This window comes from Vreelandella sedimenti (genome assembly GCF_013416325.1).
Taxonomy (GTDB): domain Bacteria; phylum Pseudomonadota; class Gammaproteobacteria; order Pseudomonadales; family Halomonadaceae; genus Vreelandella; species Vreelandella sedimenti.
Window position 1 is genome coordinate 237,339 of sequence record NZ_JACCGK010000003.1, and the last position, 15,805, is coordinate 253,143.

Consider the following 15,805-nt stretch of genomic DNA (forward strand, 5'->3'; position numbering starts at 1 on the left):
TCATGTTACTTCACTTGGCGAATTTTCTGTCGCAGTACCAGTCTGATTTTCAGGTAGTCAATTATTTAACTCTGCGCGTGATTTTAGGCGCTCTCACCTCATTAATGCTCTGCTTATGGCTGGGGCCATGGATGATCCGCAGGCTGGTCGAGGGGCAAATCGGTCAATCCGTGCGTGACGATGGTCCTCAGTCCCATCTTTCCAAGGCGGGTACCCCGACCATGGGTGGGGCGATGATTCTGTTGGCCATCGCCATGAGTACCTTGCTATGGGGTGACCTAACCAATCTTTATATTTGGGTGGTATTAGGCGTCACGCTAGGTTTTGGTGCCATCGGCTGGGTCGATGATTACCGCAAAGTAGTGGAGAAAAATCCGCGTGGCTTACCCGCTCGCTGGAAGTATTTCTGGCAGTCGGTGGTGGGGCTTGGGGCGGCAGTGCTGCTCTATTTGACCGCTTCAACGCCGGTCGAAACCAGCTTGTTAGTGCCAATGTTCAAAGAAGTCGCGCTGCCGCTGGGCCTATTCTATATCGTGCTTACCTACTTTGTGATTGTGGGCAGTTCCAATGCGGTTAATTTGACCGATGGCCTCGATGGCTTGGCAATTATGCCTACGGTACTGGTGGCCATGGGCTTGTCAGTGTTTGCTTATGCCAGCGGCAATACCGTGTTTGCCGAATATTTACATATTCCGTTTATTGCCGGTACCGGTGAGCTGGCGGTTTTTTGTGCCACCATTGCCGGTGCCGGGCTTGGCTTTTTATGGTTCAACACTTACCCCGCCCAGGTCTTTATGGGCGACGTAGGCGCCTTGGCGTTAGGGGCTGCGTTGGGGGTGGTGGCAGTGATCGTGCGCCAGGAAATCGTGCTGTTTATTATGGGCGGTATTTTTGTCATGGAGACGGTGTCGGTCATCCTTCAGGTGGGATCCTATAAGCTTACCGGGCGGCGCATCTTTCGCATGGCGCCACTGCATCACCACTATGAATTGAAAGGCTGGCCTGAGCCGCGGGTAATCGTGCGTTTTTGGATCATTACCGTGGTGCTGGTGCTGCTCGGCCTCGCAACGCTCAAGGTTCGTTAATGAAAGTTCGTTGATGCAAATGGCCAAGAGTGGATCGACGGGTCGAGAGCATGAGGCGAGAGGAAACCGGTGATGGTTCGAGTTGCTAAAGGATTAACGCTAGTGGTGGGGCTGGGGCTATCGGGTCGAGCGATATGCCGCCATTTAAGCCGCTTAAAAGTGCCCTACATGGCAGCGGATACACGTGCTGAACCTCCGGGGTTGGATGACTTTAAAGCCACTCATCCGGGTGTTGCAGTTCACTGTGGCCCGTTAACGTCGCTGGATCTGCGTGATGTTGATGAGGTGGTGGTTAGCCCTGGTCTTGATCCGAGAATGCCGGGCTTGATAGAGCTGGCGGATCAACTAAATCCGCGCACAGGTGAGCCGATGGTGGTGGGCGAAATAGCCCTCTTTGTACGCGCCGCTAACGCCCCCATCGCCGCTATTACCGGATCCAATGCCAAGTCAACAGTCACTTCGCTGCTGGGGGAAATGGCCGCTGCTGCCGGTGTTAATGCGGCGGTGGGGGGGAATCTTGGCACCCCCGCGCTGGATCTGTTGGCCAACCATCCCGATGCCGCGCTCTATATCTTAGAACTTTCAAGCTTTCAGCTTGAAATGACGCCCCACCTGAATGCCAGCTGTGCTGCCTTTCTGAACTTATCCGAAGACCACCTGGATCGCCATGGCGATATGCATGGCTATCGCGCCGCCAAACAGCGTATTTTTATTGGTGCCGAGCATGCCGTGGTGAATGCTGATGATCCTAACACGTGGCCTGAATATCCCGTTGATCAAGTGTCTTACTTTACGCAAGCAGCCCCAAAGGGGGGCGAGTGGGGGCTGGCGTTTCGCCACGAGAAGCTGACGTTAATGCAGGGTTCCACCCCTTGGTTGGCTATTGATGAGCTAAAAATGGCCGGCCAGCACAACTACCTCAATGCTTTGGCGGCACTGGCCATGGGCCAGGCACTGGGCTTTGCAGCCGAGCCCATGTGCAGCGCGCTGCGGGAATTTAACGGCTTGGAGCACCGTAGTGAAGTCATTGCGCAGATTAACGGCGTCACCTGGGTCAACGACACCAAGGGTACCAACGTAGGCGCTACCTTAGCGGCCATTAATGGCATTGGCTCAACACTGAAAGGGCGTTTGATTCTACTGGCGGGCGGGGTAGGTAAGGGCGCTGATTTTTCCCCCTTGGCTGAACCGCTTTCGAGGTGCGCGCGGCACGTGCTGCTGTTTGGTTTAGATGCCCCGCGGTTAGCCGACGCCTTGACTGAATACGTCAGCATTCAGCAGGTGGAGGATTTAACCCAGGCGATGGAGACAGCCTTTGAGCTTGCCCAGCCGGGCGACTGCGTGTTGTTATCGCCCGCTTGCGCGAGCCTGGATCAGTTTGCTAACTATCAGCAGCGCGGCGATGTATTCCGCCGCTGGGTACAGCAGCGGGCACTGCCTGCCAGAGGGGAGGCGCCATGAGTCGAATTCAGCGTCTGCGCACGGTGCTTACCACCCGTGATCTACCCTGCGATGTGTGGCTCATTGTAGCGGCGGTTGCCTTGGCGGGGTTGGGTTGGGTCATGGTCAGCTCGGCTTCGATTGGCTTGCTGGAAGATACTTATCACTACTCACGTCAGCACGGCGTTTTCCTGGTGCTTGCCATCATTGCCTGCGTTTTTATGCTCTGCGTGCCGCTTGAAGTGTGGCGCCAAAACGCAGCGCTGATTCTGCTCGCCACTATTTTTCTATTGGTTTTGGTGCTGATTGTTGGTCAGGAGATCAATGGTAGTAAGCGCTGGATAGCGTTGCCGGGGCCATTGCCGAGTTTACAGGTCTCCGAATTTGCCAAAGTCGGGCTGATTTTCTATATGGCGGCATTTATGTCGCGTTTTACCTACGACTTGCGTCGCCGAGCGTTCAGCATGTGGCGCCCACTGGCCGTGCTCGCCGTACCGGTTGGGCTGCTATTTTTAGCGCCTGATTTCGGCGGGATGGTGGTCTTTACCGTCTGCGTGATTGGCATGCTGATGATGTGCGGTGCCTCGCTGGTGCTGCTGATTGGCAGCGGGCTGTTGCTCGGCTCCGGGGCGGTTGTAATGGTGCTGATAGAACCCTACCGGCTGGCCCGGTGGACCAGTTTTTTAGACCCCTGGGCCGATCAGTTTGCGACCGGTTACCAGTTAACTCAGGCGTTAATAGCCTTCGGGCGAGGTCATGTGACGGGCACTGGGTTGGGTAACAGTGTGCAAAAACTGCATTACCTGCCCGAGGCGCATACCGACTTTATCTTTGCCGTAATCGCTGAAGAGTTGGGCATGATAGGCGCGATTATCGTCGTGCTGTTGTTCACGCTGTTTATTGCCCGCGCTATGTGGATAGGGCGCAAAGCTGAACTGGCAGGGCATCTATTTGGCGCTTATGTAAGCTACGGCATCGGTTTTGTCGTAGCCGCCCAGGCGTTTATTAACATGGCGGTAAGTTCCGGGCTGTTGCCGACTAAAGGGCTAACGCTGCCGCTGATGAGCTATGGCGGCTCTAGCCTGCTAGTGACAGGTATAATGGTTGGGCTACTGCTGCGCACGGATGCTGAAACACGTCATCGCCCCCGACGCGCGTCCACCCCCTATAAATCGCGCCATGAACCGCGTTTATCGTAATGCGATGCCGCTTGGTGCTATCAGGAGTTTGATGTGACGACTAACGTTAGCCGACGAGTACTGATTATGGCGGGGGGCACCGGCGGCCACGTGTTCCCAGCCTTGTCACTCGCCAACGCTTTGCAAGCGCAGCAGGTCGACGTTGAGTGGTTGGGCAGCCCTAGAGGGATTGAAAACCGCCTGGTCCCCGAAGCGGGCATTAAATTACATACAATTGCGGTTAGCGGGCTGCGCGGCAATGGCTTGATGGGCTGGCTAAAAGCACCTCTTAACCTTAGCCGTGCGGTGTTGCAGGCGCGTGCGGTTATTCGCGACTTCAAGCCTCAGGTGGTGGTCGGTTTGGGGGGCTTTGCCAGTGGTCCCGGCGGGTTAGCTGCTTGGCTGACGCGCGTTCCTTTAGTGATCCATGAGCAGAATGCCGTGGCAGGCCTGACCAATCGCGTGCTGTCACGACTCGCCAAGCGTACCTATGCCGCTTTCCCTGAGGCCTTTGGGGCGCGTGCCGATGTCATTGGCAATCCAGTGCGTGACGATATCGCCGCCTTAGGGAATACCCCAAGAGATGCGGAGATCCTCTCTGCAAGGCCTCTGCGGTTGCTGGTAGTGGGAGGCTCGCTCGGTGCTGTCGCCCTTAACGAACGCTTGGCCCCCGCGCTGGCAGCTCTGCCCATTGAGCGTCGCCCCCTGGTGCGCCATCAGGCGGGTAAAAACCGTGAAAAGACCACTGCTGAAAATTATCAGCAGCACGGCGTGAGCGCCGAGGTTAGCCCCTTTATTGATGATATGGCTGCTGCCTACGAGTGGGCCGACTTAGTGGTGTGTCGCTCAGGTGCCCTGACTGTCGCGGAGTTGGCCGCTGCGGCCAAGCCAGCGCTGCTAGTGCCGTTTCCTTTTGCCGTTGATGACCATCAGCGGATCAATGCCCAGGTGCTAGTCAAGGCGGGAGCGGCAAAGTGCGTGGTTCAGTCTGAGCTCACTGTTGAGCGGTTAAGTGAATTTTTAAATCAATTGCTCGTCCCAAATACCCTGGCTGCGATGGCAGCGAATGCACGTCAGGCTGCCCATTTAGACGCCACGAAGCGCTTGGCTGAAGGGTGTTTGGCGATGGTGCCGTTAGGAGACTCTGCGTGATCGATTCAGACAAAGCCATGACACCCTCACGTTCTGCCGCTGGCCCCGGCATGCGCCGAATTCAGCGACTCCATTTTGTCGGCATTGGTGGCGCAGGGATGTGCGGTATTGCCGAGGTGTTAGCGAATCAAGGTTACACCGTGAGCGGTAGTGATGCGAAAACCTCTTCGGTCGTGGAGCGGCTGCGGCAATGCGGTGTTTGTGTTGCGATCGGACATGCCGAGGCCAATGTCGAGGGCGCTGATGTGGTGGTGGTGTCGAGTGCCATTGATGAAACCAATCCAGAAATACGCTGGGCCCATGAGCACCGCGTGCCGGTGGTGCGCCGGGCTGAAATGCTCGCTGAACTAATGCGTTTTCGTCACGGTATTGCCGTGGCGGGTACCCATGGTAAAACCACCACGACCAGCTTGACGGCAACATTGCTGGCTGAAGGGGGACTCGATCCCACCTTTGTGATTGGTGGCAAGCTGACCAGTGCCGGCGCTAATGCCCGCTTAGGTGAGGGCGACTATTTAGTTGCTGAAGCCGATGAATCCGACGCCTCTTTTTTACACCTACAGCCGATGGTGTCGGTTGTCACCAATATCGATGCTGACCATATGGCGACCTATGGCGGCGACTTTGAACGGCTCAAAAGTACCTTTATCGAATTCCTACACAACTTGCCGTTTTATGGCTTGGCTGTGCTGTGTATCGATGACCCGCATGTGCGCGTGCTGTGTGAACAGGTGAAGCGGCAGTTCGTGACCTATGGGTTTGATAGCGATGCCGATTACCGGATTGTCGATTTTGCCCAGCGTGGCGGTGAAGTGACGTTCACGGCGCTACGCCCTGGCGGCGCTGCGCCGTTAAATGTCCGTTTGGCTATGCCGGGGCGCCACAATGCTCTAAACGCCATGGCGGCAATTGTGGTAGCCACCGATGCCGGTGTGAGCGATAGCGCTATTCTGAGTGGTCTGGCAGGTTTTGCCGGTGTTGGTCGCCGTTTTCAGGTGCATGGCCATTTCTCTGCACCCCAAGGGGGCGGCGATATCATGTTGGTGGATGACTATGGTCACCATCCTCGTGAAGTTGATATGGTCATTCAGGCGATTCGTGCAGGCTGGCCAGACCGTCGCCTAGTCATGCTTTATCAGCCCCATCGCTATAGCCGTACCCGCGATTTATACGAAGATTTTGTCAGGGTGCTTTCTCAAGTCGATACGCTTGTGCTGCTTGATGTTTATAGCGCCGGTGAAGCGGTTATTCCTGGTGCCGAAGGAAAAACCTTGGCGGGCTCTATTCGACAGCGTGGTGACGTCGACCCGCTATTTGTTGAGCATAAACACGAACTGCCTGCGCTGTTAACCAACGTATTGCGCCCAGGCGATATTTTAATAACCCAGGGCGCCGGTGATGTGGGTGGGATCTCCCTGCGCTTGGCACAAGCACAGCTAGCGATGAACGAGGTGGATCTGTGAGTGTTGACGTAGCAACTCCCCAGTCTCTTGAAAAAGTCGTTGTCGTTTACGGTGGCACCTCTGCTGAACGCGAGGTGTCGCTGAAAAGTGGGTCAGCGGTGCTTGAGGCGCTGCAACGTAAAGGTGTCAATGCCTGTGGCTATGATCCCCGCGACAACGGCCTAGTGGGCTTGGAGCAATTGGCTCCCTCGCTTGTCTTTGTGGCTCTGCATGGCCGCGGTGGGGAAGACGGCACTCTACAGGGGGCACTAGAACTGCTCGACATTCCTTATACCGGCAGCGGGGTGCTCGCTTCAGCCCTGGGGATGGATAAGCAGCGCACCAAGCAGGTATGGAGCGCGGTTGGGCTACCCACCCCTGAAAGTATTATGTTAGAGGCAACGGCGGAGTGGTCCGCCGTGGTCGAGCAACTTAGCTTGCCGTTGATTGTGAAGCCTGTGCATGAAGGGTCGACGCTGGGTATTAGCATTGTAAAAAACCAGGCAGCGCTTGAAGCGGCCTATCACGAGGCGGCCCAGTTCGACGCCCGCGTGATGGCGGAGCGTTTTGTGGTGGGTGAAGAGTATACCGTTGCGCTGCTAGGTGATCAGGTATTACCGGCGATTCGTGTTGAAGTACCGGGTGGTTTCTACGACTACGAGGCCAAATATATCGCTAATACCACCCAGTATCACTTGCCCTGCGGTTTGTCGGCACAGCATGAGGCTGAGCTTGCATTGCTTTGCCAGCAGGCGTTTGCCGCTATCGGTGGAGTCGGCTGGGGTCGGGTTGATGTCATGCGTGATAGTGAAGGGCGTTTTTGGCTGTTGGAAGTCAATACGGTGCCAGGCATGACCGATCATAGTTTGGTACCTCAAGCGGCGGCTCACGCGGGCATCAGCTTTGATGATCTAGTGTTGCGAATACTCAACACCGCAGGCGAGCATTTCACCGCATGAGTAATGACTTGTTTAAAAGCGCCTTTTTAAAAAGTGCCTTATGAAAAAGCGTAACGCTTGGATGGGAATTCTCCTGCTGGCGCTACTTATGGGAGCTGGCGGGCGCGCGCTTTGGCTGTGGCTAGATCGTCCGATTGAACGTGTGTCTATTCGCGGTGAATGGGAGTACGTCAGCGCCGACTACCTGCGTACTCAGTTGGCACCCCTGGTGGTTGATGCCACCTGGTTATCAGCTGATTTGGGTGAATTACGCGACCGTGCGCTGCAAGTGGGTTGGTTAAACGAAGTGCGCATTTCCCGTGAGTGGCCAAATGCACTGGTGTTTGAGCTGGTTGAACAGCAGCCTGTCGCACGCTGGAATGATGACTTCTTGCTTAATCCTGAAGGGGAGCCTTTCGCTTTTGCGCCATTATCACCACCTACAGGTTTGCCCGATCTCGCTGGTCCTGCTGGGAGCAGTGAAGAAGTGCTGGACTATTACCACCGTTTAAAACTTCACTTTGAACAGTTATCGTTGAATCTTACTCAACTACGTTTAGAGCCGCGCGGTGCCTGGCGGCTCCAATTAAACGATGGCGCTTGGGTGATGTTAGGTCGGCGTCAGCATGAAGTGCGTTTAGCACGGCTGTCGGCTTCATGGCAGCGTGAGTTATCGTCTCTTGGGGATCAGATTCGTTATATTGATCTGCGCTACCCTAACGGTGTGGCTGTTGCTTGGCATGGAGAAAGTGAATTTACGGTGCAAGATGAGTAACTCTTCTATTACTTGATGCAAATAAGGTGTAAAAGTGAGTGGTTGCCATCGTTGAAAAAGCCAATAATCGGCTTTAAATTGCTACCCAAGCCTATTATTGTGGGTTTGTACTAGTCGTATTGCGACTATTGTTTCTATACTATGGGCCAGAAGCGGATTAAATAGTTTTTAATTTCGACTATTGGTACTTAGCGATTGTCTGAAAAGCAGCACTGATTATTTTGGGTAGCACGCTTTCAATGTTAAGCGTTGGATTAAGCGCCACCCTATTTATATTTATTTTTAACAATGACGCAAGGAGATTTCCCGACTCATGGCAGGCTCACCCAACGCATCCAATATGGTGGTCGGGCTGGACATTGGAACGTCCAAGGTCGTCGCGATAGTCGGTCAACCCACCGACGACGGCGGAATTGAAATTGCAGGTATTGGTTCGCATCCTTCGCGTGGCATGAAGCGTGGCGTAGTGATCAATATTGAATCGACAGTGCAGTCTATCCAGCGCGCCGTTGAAGAAGCAGAATTAATGGCCGGTTGTGATATTCACTCGGTATACGTTGGCGTGGCAGGCAGCCATATCAGTTCAATGAACTCTGATGGCGTTGTCGCCATTAAAGAGCGTGAGGTAACGCCCTCCGACATTGAGCGTGTGATTGACTCTGCGCGGGCGCGTGCCATCTCTGAAGGCCAGCGAGTGCTGCATGTGCTGCCCCAAGAGTTTTCGATTGATGCCCAGGGTGGCATTCGCGAGCCGCTTGGCATGTCCGGTGTGCGCTTGGAAGCGCAGGTGCACTTAGTGACAGCCGCATTAAACGCGGTGCAGAATATTGAGAAGTGTGTGCGCCGCTGCGGTCTTGAAGTTGATGCTATTATCTTAGAGCAGCTCGCCTCTAGTATGGCCGTGCTTACTGAAGATGAGCGTGAACTGGGCGTCTGTATGGTCGATATTGGTGGTGGAACTACCGACATGGCTATTTTCAGCGAAGGCGCCATACGCCACACGGCGGTGATTCCCATCGCCGGGGATCAAGTCACTAACGATATCGCCATGGCGTTGCGAACACCCACGCAGCACGCTGAAGAGATCAAAGTTAAATACGCTTGCGCGCTAACCCATTTAGCCGCCAGCGATGAAATGATTAAAGTACCTAGCGTAGGTGATCGTCCAGCGCGTGATCTATCGCGCCAAGCGCTCGCTGAAGTGGTAGAGCCACGCTACGAAGAGCTATTTACGCTAGTGAGAGACGAATTGCGCCGTAGTGGCTATGAAGACATGGTGGCTGCTGGGATAGTGCTTACCGGCGGTACCTCGCGCATGGAAGGGGTTAGCGAATTGGCAGAAGAGATTTTCCATATGCCCGTTCGTATCGCATGTCCGCAGAATGTAAGAGGTTTGGCGGATGTCGTTTGTAATCCCATTTATGCGACGGGCGTTGGTCTGCTGCATTATGCCTTGCAGGAAACGCGTCATGGGCAAGGTCTAAGAAGCCACGGGGGAGTGGTTGCAGCCCATAAGGGACGCAACGAGCTTGCCCGGCGTGATATCAAGGAAGACCATTCGGCGCTGGCAAGAATTAAAGGCTGGTTCAAAGGAAATTTCTGACAGGGCCGCAAGCGCGGTTCAGGAGACGGGGCTTATGTTCGAATTGGTAGATAACGCACCCTCGAGCAGTGCGGTCATCAAAGTGGTTGGCGTTGGCGGCGGTGGCGGCAATGCTGTTAACCACATGGTCGAAAGCAATATTGAAGGCGTTGAGTTCATCTGCGCCAACACGGATGCCCAGGCGCTCAAGCGCGTATCGGCAAAAACTGTACTGCAGCTGGGCAGTGAAATCACCAAAGGGTTAGGCGCAGGTGCCAATCCCGATGTGGGCCGCCAAGCGGCAATGGAAGACCGCGAGCGCATCGCTGAATTACTGGTCGGTGCCGATATGGTCTTCATCACTGCCGGTATGGGCGGTGGTACGGGCACAGGAGGTGCGCCGGTGGTTGCCCAGGTCGCCAAGGAACTGGGGATTCTCACCGTTGCGGTAGTGACGCGCCCCTTCCCCTTTGAAGGGCCGAAGCGTATGCGCGCTGCTGAAGAGGGCATGAAAGAGCTCTCTGAGCACGTTGATTCGTTGATCACTATTCCTAATGAAAAACTGCTTTCCGTGCTGGGCAAGAACGCCACGCTACTGACGGCCTTTAGTGCGGCGAACGATGTGCTGCTGGGGGCTGTTCAAGGTATCGCAGAACTGATCACCAGCCCGGGCATCATCAACGTCGATTTTGCTGATGTGCGCACCGTTATGTCTGAAATGGGCATGGCGATGATGGGTACCGGTGGTGCCACGGGTGAAAATCGTGCTCGCGAAGCCGCCGAGAAAGCGATTCGCAGCCCGCTGCTGGAAGATATCGACCTTCACGGCGCACGTGGTATCTTGGTCAACATTACTGCAGGTCCCGATTTGTCGATCGGCGAGTTCAACGATGTGGGCGCTACCGTCCAAGAGTTTGCGTCTCCAGATGCCACCATTGTTGTCGGCACCTCCATTGATATGGAAATGTCCGACGAGCTGCGTGTCACCGTTGTTGCCGCCGGCTTGGACGGGCAAAAACCTAAGGCGGCCGCGCGCGAGCCGGCCCGTCGGTCAGCTGCAGAATCCTCGGATTACCGCAAGTTGCAACAGCCAACGGTAATGCGCCAGCAGGCAACAGCACGCGCTGAAGCGCCCGAAGCGACCGCAAAATCGCGTCCTGAAAAGCGTCGCGCTTCCGAAGCCGATGACTATCTGGACATCCCCGCGTTTCTACGCCGCCAGGCGGATTGATTCTCGATATCAGGCTCATTGCAACAGCGAGCGAGCGTTTTATTGGCTAAAACGCTCGTTTGCTGTTAAAGTGAACACTGTTTGATAACTTTTTCCCCTGCGGTTATTACCGTCATCAGAGCTCGGCTACTATCCATGATCAGACAACGCACCCTACAAAACGTCATTCGCGCCACCGGAGTGGGCCTGCATTCTGGCAAAAAAGTCCATCTTGCTCTGCGTCCGGCGCCGGCCAATACTGGGATTGTGTTTGTTAGAACCGATTTGGATCCCGTTGCGCACGTTCCCGCACGGGCAGAATTGGTTGAAGATACCAAGCTATGTACTGCTCTTGTATTTAATGGGGTCAAGGTAGCTACCGTTGAGCACCTGATGTCAGCCTTCGCTGGGCTGGGTATTGATAACGCCTATGTGGATGTTAGCGAACCTGAAGTGCCTATTATGGACGGCAGTGCGAGTCCATTTGTGTTTTTAATCCAATCAGCGGGAATTTTAGAGCAGGATGCTGCTAAAAAATTCATTCGTATCAAACACCGTGTAGCGGTGACCGATGGCGATAAAGAGGCGGAGTTCTTACCCCATCAAGGGTTCAAAGTCTCCTTTGCAATCGACTTTGATCATCCTGTTTTTGAGCAGCAGAAACAGACCGCGTTGATCGATTTCTCGACCACGTCCTTCGTTAAAGAAGTTTCCCGTGCACGTACTTTTGGATTTATGCGTGACCTAGAGTTCTTACGCTCTAACAATCTGGCGCTCGGCGGAAGTTTAGACAACGCCATTGTGGTGGATGATTACCGCGTCGTTAATGAAGGCGGCCTACGTTACGAAGATGAGTTTGTTAAGCACAAAGTATTGGATGCTATCGGTGACTTGTACCAGCTGGGTTATAGCTTAATCGGCGAGTTCCGAGGTGTGAAATCTGGCCACGCACTCAACAATCAGCTCTGCCGCGAGTTGATGGCGCAGCCCGATGCCTATGAAATTGTCACCTTTGAAGAAGACAAAGCTGTGGCGCCGATCTCTTATGCCGCACCCGCAATGGCGTAATATAGTAGGCTTAGCTTTTATATTAGCGCTTTTTTACTTTTGATTCATAAAGCATCGCTTAGGCGGTGCTTTATGCTTTTAATAGTGTGGCGATAGGGCGCTAAGCTTGATTGGTAGAGAAAACGGTGTGAGCGTTACTTGGCTGGTCGAGCATGAGATGCAAGCCGTTCCAAGGCACGTTTTAGCGCTGGGTTGGTGGTATCTTCAGCGCACTCGGAAAGGGTTTTGCCCGCGTCGGCCGACAGACTACGAGTGTTACGCTTTGGTGCCACAATAGGGCGTACAGGACGTACCTTAAAGGTAAAGCCGCTGACCCCTTCAAAGCCAGGCAGTTGATGGAGCAGTTCCAATAAGCGCCGCTGTTCGAAGCGTAGCCACGTCAGCCAGCTCGCCTGACCACTAATCAGGGTTAAACGACCTTCACTAAAGCCACCCACAAAAATATGTTCGCGCATCTCTTCGGGCAAGTGGGCGCGCAGGTGTCGCTGGGCCTGATCGATGAGACGAGATAGGCGCATTAACTGATTAATATCACCCGACTTGGAGAGCAGACGGGCGATGGGCTGTGCGCGAGAACGCTTAACCTTTATACTCATACGCTTAATTCCTAGGGTGCTGCTGTATTAGGCACCACTACTAATGACGTCGGCCACCTTCGCCGATGGCTGATTAGTAAACTCTACCACGCTCAGGAGCCGGTCTACAGCATGTCACCTACGCTTGATGTTCAATCAGCTTTGCCGCGGCGCCATCGCCGTTACGGTTTAGCGCGTTGGTGGCTGGCCGGTCTGTTGGTGAGCTGCCTTTTACCCGCCAGTTTAGGCCCTGCAGATGCATTCCGCGGCGGTGAGCGTAGCGTCACGGTCTGTTTCTGGGTGCCTGCGATTTTACGCGCCCAGTCCCACTGGGTAGCCAAGCGTCGGCGCGCGCTGCAACGTTTTGCTCAAAGCCCCCAGCGCTTTGCGCCTGTTCGGCGTCTATGTCACTGGCTAGCCCCGATGGCTATGCTGGTCGCCGCGCGGGATGTCTTGACCCAGCGCGGCCCGCCTTCCCGCCAAGTCTGTCGCTAATACATCTACTTTTTGCATGCTCTAGAGATAATCAGCATGCATTGAAAGGGCAACGTCCGCTGGGACGCTCGTGAATACTTGGATATTTCATGCTTAATAATTTATTACGAAAAGTCGTGGGCTCTAAAAACGACCGCGATGTCAAACGCATGCACAAGAATGTGCCGCAGATTAACGCCTTAGAAGCAGAGCTTGGGGCGATTAGCGATGCTGAACTGCAAGGTAAAACCGCCGAGCTGCGCCAGCGCTTAGAAGCCGGTGAGCCTCTTGATTCGCTGTTGGCGCCCGCCTTTGCGATCGTGCGAGAAGCCAGTAAGCGCGTTATGGGCATGCGCCACTTCGATGTGCAGATGGTAGGCGGCATGACCCTGCACCGTGGCCGCATCGCTGAAATGAAAACTGGTGAAGGTAAAACGCTGGTGGCGACGCTGGCGGTGTACCTGAACGCGTTGCCGGGTAAAGGGGTGCACGTGGTCACGGTGAACGACTACCTGGCTCGCCGTGATGCTGAGTGGATGCGTCCACTATATGAATTTCTGGGCCTTACCATTGGCGTCATTTTCTCTGGTCAGACGGGCGAAGAAAAGCGTCATGCGTATCAGTGCGATATTACCTATGGCACCAACAACGAGTTCGGCTTTGATTATCTACGCGATAACATGGCGTTCTCGTTAGAAGATAAAGTTCAGCGTGGCCTGCACTATGCGATTGTCGATGAGGTTGACTCGATTCTTATCGATGAAGCCCGTACGCCGCTGATTATTTCCGGCGCGGTCGATGAGAATACCGACCTCTATAAAGTCGTCAATCAACTTGCCCAGCAGCTTGAAAAAGGCGAAGAGATTGAAGATGAGGAGGCCACGGTTGTTGGTGACTTCTTGGTCGATGAGAAGCAGAAGCAGGTAGAGTTAACTGAGCAGGGGCATAATAAAGTTGAAGAGCTGATGCGCGCTGAAGGCTTATTAGGCGATGAAGAGTCGCTGTATGCCGCGCAAAACCTTAACTTGCTTCAGCATATGCACTCGGCGCTGCGCGCCCGTCATCTCTATAACCGTGATGTCGACTACATCATCTCTGAAGGTCAGGTGGTGATCGTCGACGAGCACACCGGCCGCTCTATGCCCGGGCGCCGCTGGTCGGAGGGATTGCACCAAGCCGTTGAGGCCAAAGAGGGCGTCACGGTGCAGCGCGAAAGCCAAACGCTAGCCTCAACGACGTTCCAGAACTACTTCCGTCTGTATGAAAAACTCGCCGGGATGACCGGTACAGCGGATACTGAAGCCTTTGAGTTTCGGCAAATTTATGGCCTCGACGTGGTGGTGATTCCCACCAATCGGCCATTGGCCCGTAAAGACCTTAACGATCTGGTTTATTTGAGCGCTGAAGAGAAGTATGAAGCGATCATCAAAGATGTTAAAACCGAGACCGAAGCTGGGCGTCCAGTACTGGTAGGTACGGCTTCTATTGAGACATCCGAGTACCTTGCCAAGCTGATGCGCGAGGCGGGCCTTACGTTCAATGTGCTTAACGCCAAGCAGCACCAGAGTGAAGCGGAGATCATTGCTCAGGCAGGCCGCCCAGGGGCGATTACGATCGCCACCAACATGGCCGGTCGTGGCACCGATATCGTTCTAGGGGGTAACTGGGAGGCCGAAGTCGCCAAGCTGCAAAACCCTAGCCAAGAACAGGTTGAAGCGTTAAAAGTCGAGTGGCAAGCGCGCCACGATGGTGTACTCGCCGCTGGCGGCCTGCATGTGGTGGGTTCTGAGCGCCACGAGTCCCGGCGTATCGACAACCAACTGCGTGGCCGAGCCGGACGCCAGGGTGACCCTGGCTCAACGCGCTTCTTCCTGTCGCTTGAAGATAGCCTGATGCGCCTGTTCGGTTCTGACCGCGTCAAACGCTTGATGCAGGCATTGGGGCTTGAGCATGGCGAAGCCATTGAGCATAAGATGGTCTCTAACGCCGTTGAGCGTGCCCAGAAGAAAGTCGAAGGGCGTAACTTCGATATTCGTAAGCAGCTGCTTGAGTACGATGACGTCGCCAACGATCAGCGCCGAGTGATCTACGACCAGCGCAATGAGATTCTGGCCGCAGACGATGTGGCTGATGCCGTTATTGGTATCCGCGAAGAGGTGATGGAGACGGCCATCAGCGACTACGTGCCGCCCCAAAGCCTGCCCGAACAGTGGGATCTGCCCGGTTTGGAAGCCCACCTGAAGACGGAGTTCAACCTTGACGCACCGGTGGTTAAATGGGCCGCCGAGGATGATCGCTTTAGTGAAGAGCAGCTGCGTGAACGGCTGCAGACAATGCACCGCGAGGCCTATGCAGCCAAAATCGAGGCGGCTGGCGAGAAGCTGATTCGCCGCTTTGAGAAGCAGGTCATGCTGCAAGTGCTGGACACGCGTTGGAAAGAGCATCTTCAGTCGATGGATCATTTGCGTCGCGGTATCCACCTACGTGGCTATGCTCAGAAAAACCCCAAGCAAGAGTACAAGCGTGAATCTTTTGAACTCTTCCAGCACCTGCTAGAGCACATTAAAGCTGATGTGACGCGCATTCTGAGCCACGTGCAGGTTCGTCAGCCCGAGGAAGTGGATGCCCTTGAGCAACAGCGCCGCGAAGCGCTGGCGCGGGAAACCGCCACGGCGGCAAGCCGTCATGACACCCCGGCCCAGGAGCAGCCCGAAACCGAGCAGGAAGCGCCTGGTGTCGATGGCCGCCCTGTGCGTCGTGAAGGCCCGAAAGTTGGCCGCAACGACCCCTGTTTTTGTGGCTCGGGTAAAAAGTACAAGCAGTGCTGTGGAAAACTAAGCTAACGGCGCCCGTTTTTGAGACCGTTTTTTGAGACGGTTTGTGAAA

General features: G+C 54.8%; 13 protein-coding genes. 12 read left to right on the forward strand and 1 reads right to left on the reverse strand.

From position 1 onward, the window contains the following. Positions 1–2: 2 nt before the first annotated feature. From mraY to lpxC, 10 genes are all read left to right on the forward strand, one after another. Entirely contained in the window at positions 3–1,085 is a 1,083-nt protein-coding gene (gene mraY / locus HZU72_RS04650) for a phospho-N-acetylmuramoyl-pentapeptide-transferase (RefSeq protein WP_180090746.1), read from the forward strand. A 72-nt stretch (positions 1,086–1,157) separates the two neighbouring features. Further along, positions 1,158–2,546 (forward strand): UDP-N-acetylmuramoyl-L-alanine--D-glutamate ligase, encoded by a 1,389-nt coding sequence (murD, locus tag HZU72_RS04655; RefSeq protein ID WP_180090747.1) that lies wholly within the window; start codon positions 1,158–1,160, stop codon positions 2,544–2,546. Then, complete coding sequence (gene ftsW / locus HZU72_RS04660; RefSeq protein ID WP_180090748.1) at positions 2,543–3,724, forward strand: putative lipid II flippase FtsW; 1,182 nt, start codon at positions 2,543–2,545, stop codon at positions 3,722–3,724. The genes murD and ftsW overlap by 4 nt, the downstream gene beginning before the upstream one ends. 33 nt (positions 3,725–3,757) lie before the next feature. Continuing rightward, positions 3,758–4,855 (forward strand): undecaprenyldiphospho-muramoylpentapeptide beta-N-acetylglucosaminyltransferase, encoded by a 1,098-nt coding sequence (murG, locus tag HZU72_RS04665; RefSeq protein WP_180090749.1) that lies wholly within the window; start codon positions 3,758–3,760, stop codon positions 4,853–4,855. 17 nt (positions 4,856–4,872) lie between these two features. Further along, positions 4,873–6,318, forward strand: a complete 1,446-nt coding sequence (gene murC / locus HZU72_RS04670; protein ID WP_180090801.1) for a UDP-N-acetylmuramate--L-alanine ligase — start codon at positions 4,873–4,875, stop codon at positions 6,316–6,318. Further along, positions 6,315–7,256 (forward strand): D-alanine--D-alanine ligase, encoded by a 942-nt coding sequence (locus tag HZU72_RS04675; protein ID WP_180090750.1) that lies wholly within the window; start codon positions 6,315–6,317, stop codon positions 7,254–7,256. The genes murC and HZU72_RS04675 overlap by 4 nt, the downstream gene beginning before the upstream one ends. Positions 7,257–7,296: 40 nt before the next feature. Next, positions 7,297–8,010 carry a cell division protein FtsQ/DivIB gene (locus HZU72_RS04680; protein ID WP_180090751.1) on the forward strand — a complete coding sequence of 238 codons (714 nt, stop codon included), beginning with the start codon at positions 7,297–7,299 and terminating at the stop codon, positions 8,008–8,010. Positions 8,011–8,323: 313 nt separating this feature from the next. After that, positions 8,324–9,613 carry a cell division protein FtsA gene (ftsA, locus tag HZU72_RS04685; RefSeq protein ID WP_022523899.1) on the forward strand — a complete coding sequence of 430 codons (1,290 nt, stop codon included), beginning with the start codon at positions 8,324–8,326 and terminating at the stop codon, positions 9,611–9,613. A gap of 34 nt (positions 9,614–9,647) precedes the next feature. Next, a complete protein-coding gene (gene ftsZ, locus HZU72_RS04690; RefSeq protein WP_180090752.1) occupies positions 9,648–10,823 on the forward strand; it encodes a cell division protein FtsZ in 1,176 nt (391 codons plus the stop codon). A gap of 135 nt (positions 10,824–10,958) precedes the next feature. Continuing rightward, positions 10,959–11,870: a UDP-3-O-acyl-N-acetylglucosamine deacetylase gene (gene lpxC, locus HZU72_RS04695; protein WP_180090753.1), complete on the forward strand. Its 912-nt coding sequence runs from the start codon at positions 10,959–10,961 to the stop codon at positions 11,868–11,870. Positions 11,871–12,004: 134 nt separating this feature from the next. On the opposite strand, the gene HZU72_RS04700 is transcribed toward lpxC, so the two are convergent. Next, a complete protein-coding gene (locus HZU72_RS04700) occupies positions 12,005–12,466 on the reverse strand; it encodes a DUF721 domain-containing protein (RefSeq protein ID WP_009286397.1) in 462 nt (153 codons plus the stop codon). 111 nt (positions 12,467–12,577) lie between these two features. Here HZU72_RS04700 and HZU72_RS04705 point away from each other — a divergent pair, with 111 nt between their 5' ends. Continuing rightward, on the forward strand, positions 12,578–12,940 hold the full coding sequence (locus tag HZU72_RS04705) for a hypothetical protein (protein WP_180090754.1): 363 nt from the start codon (positions 12,578–12,580) through the stop codon (positions 12,938–12,940). Between the two features lie 89 nt (positions 12,941–13,029). Then, a complete protein-coding gene (gene secA, locus HZU72_RS04710; protein ID WP_180090755.1) occupies positions 13,030–15,762 on the forward strand; it encodes a preprotein translocase subunit SecA in 2,733 nt (910 codons plus the stop codon). Positions 15,763–15,805: the final 43 nt, after the last annotated feature.

Excerpts from the sequence above, each read along its gene's own strand:
- ftsW (WP_180090748.1), top strand. The coding sequence starts at position 2,543 with ATGAGTCGAATTCAGCGTCTGCGCACGGTGCTTACCACCCGTGATCTA.
- ftsA (WP_022523899.1), top strand. The coding sequence starts at position 8,324 with ATGGCAGGCTCACCCAACGCATCCAATATGGTGGTCGGGCTGGACATT.
- mraY (WP_180090746.1), top strand. The coding sequence starts at position 3 with ATGTTACTTCACTTGGCGAATTTTCTGTCGCAGTACCAGTCTGATTTT.
- lpxC (WP_180090753.1), top strand. The coding sequence starts at position 10,959 with ATGATCAGACAACGCACCCTACAAAACGTCATTCGCGCCACCGGAGTG.
- murC (WP_180090801.1), top strand. The coding sequence starts at position 4,873 with ATGACACCCTCACGTTCTGCCGCTGGCCCCGGCATGCGCCGAATTCAG.
- murD (WP_180090747.1), top strand. The coding sequence starts at position 1,158 with ATGGTTCGAGTTGCTAAAGGATTAACGCTAGTGGTGGGGCTGGGGCTA.
- HZU72_RS04680 (WP_180090751.1), top strand. The coding sequence starts at position 7,297 with ATGAAAAAGCGTAACGCTTGGATGGGAATTCTCCTGCTGGCGCTACTT.
- secA (WP_180090755.1), top strand. The coding sequence starts at position 13,030 with ATGCTTAATAATTTATTACGAAAAGTCGTGGGCTCTAAAAACGACCGC.
- HZU72_RS04700 (WP_009286397.1), bottom strand. The coding sequence starts at position 12,466 with ATGAGTATAAAGGTTAAGCGTTCTCGCGCACAGCCCATCGCCCGTCTG.
- HZU72_RS04705 (WP_180090754.1), top strand. The coding sequence starts at position 12,578 with ATGTCACCTACGCTTGATGTTCAATCAGCTTTGCCGCGGCGCCATCGC.
- ftsZ (WP_180090752.1), top strand. The coding sequence starts at position 9,648 with ATGTTCGAATTGGTAGATAACGCACCCTCGAGCAGTGCGGTCATCAAA.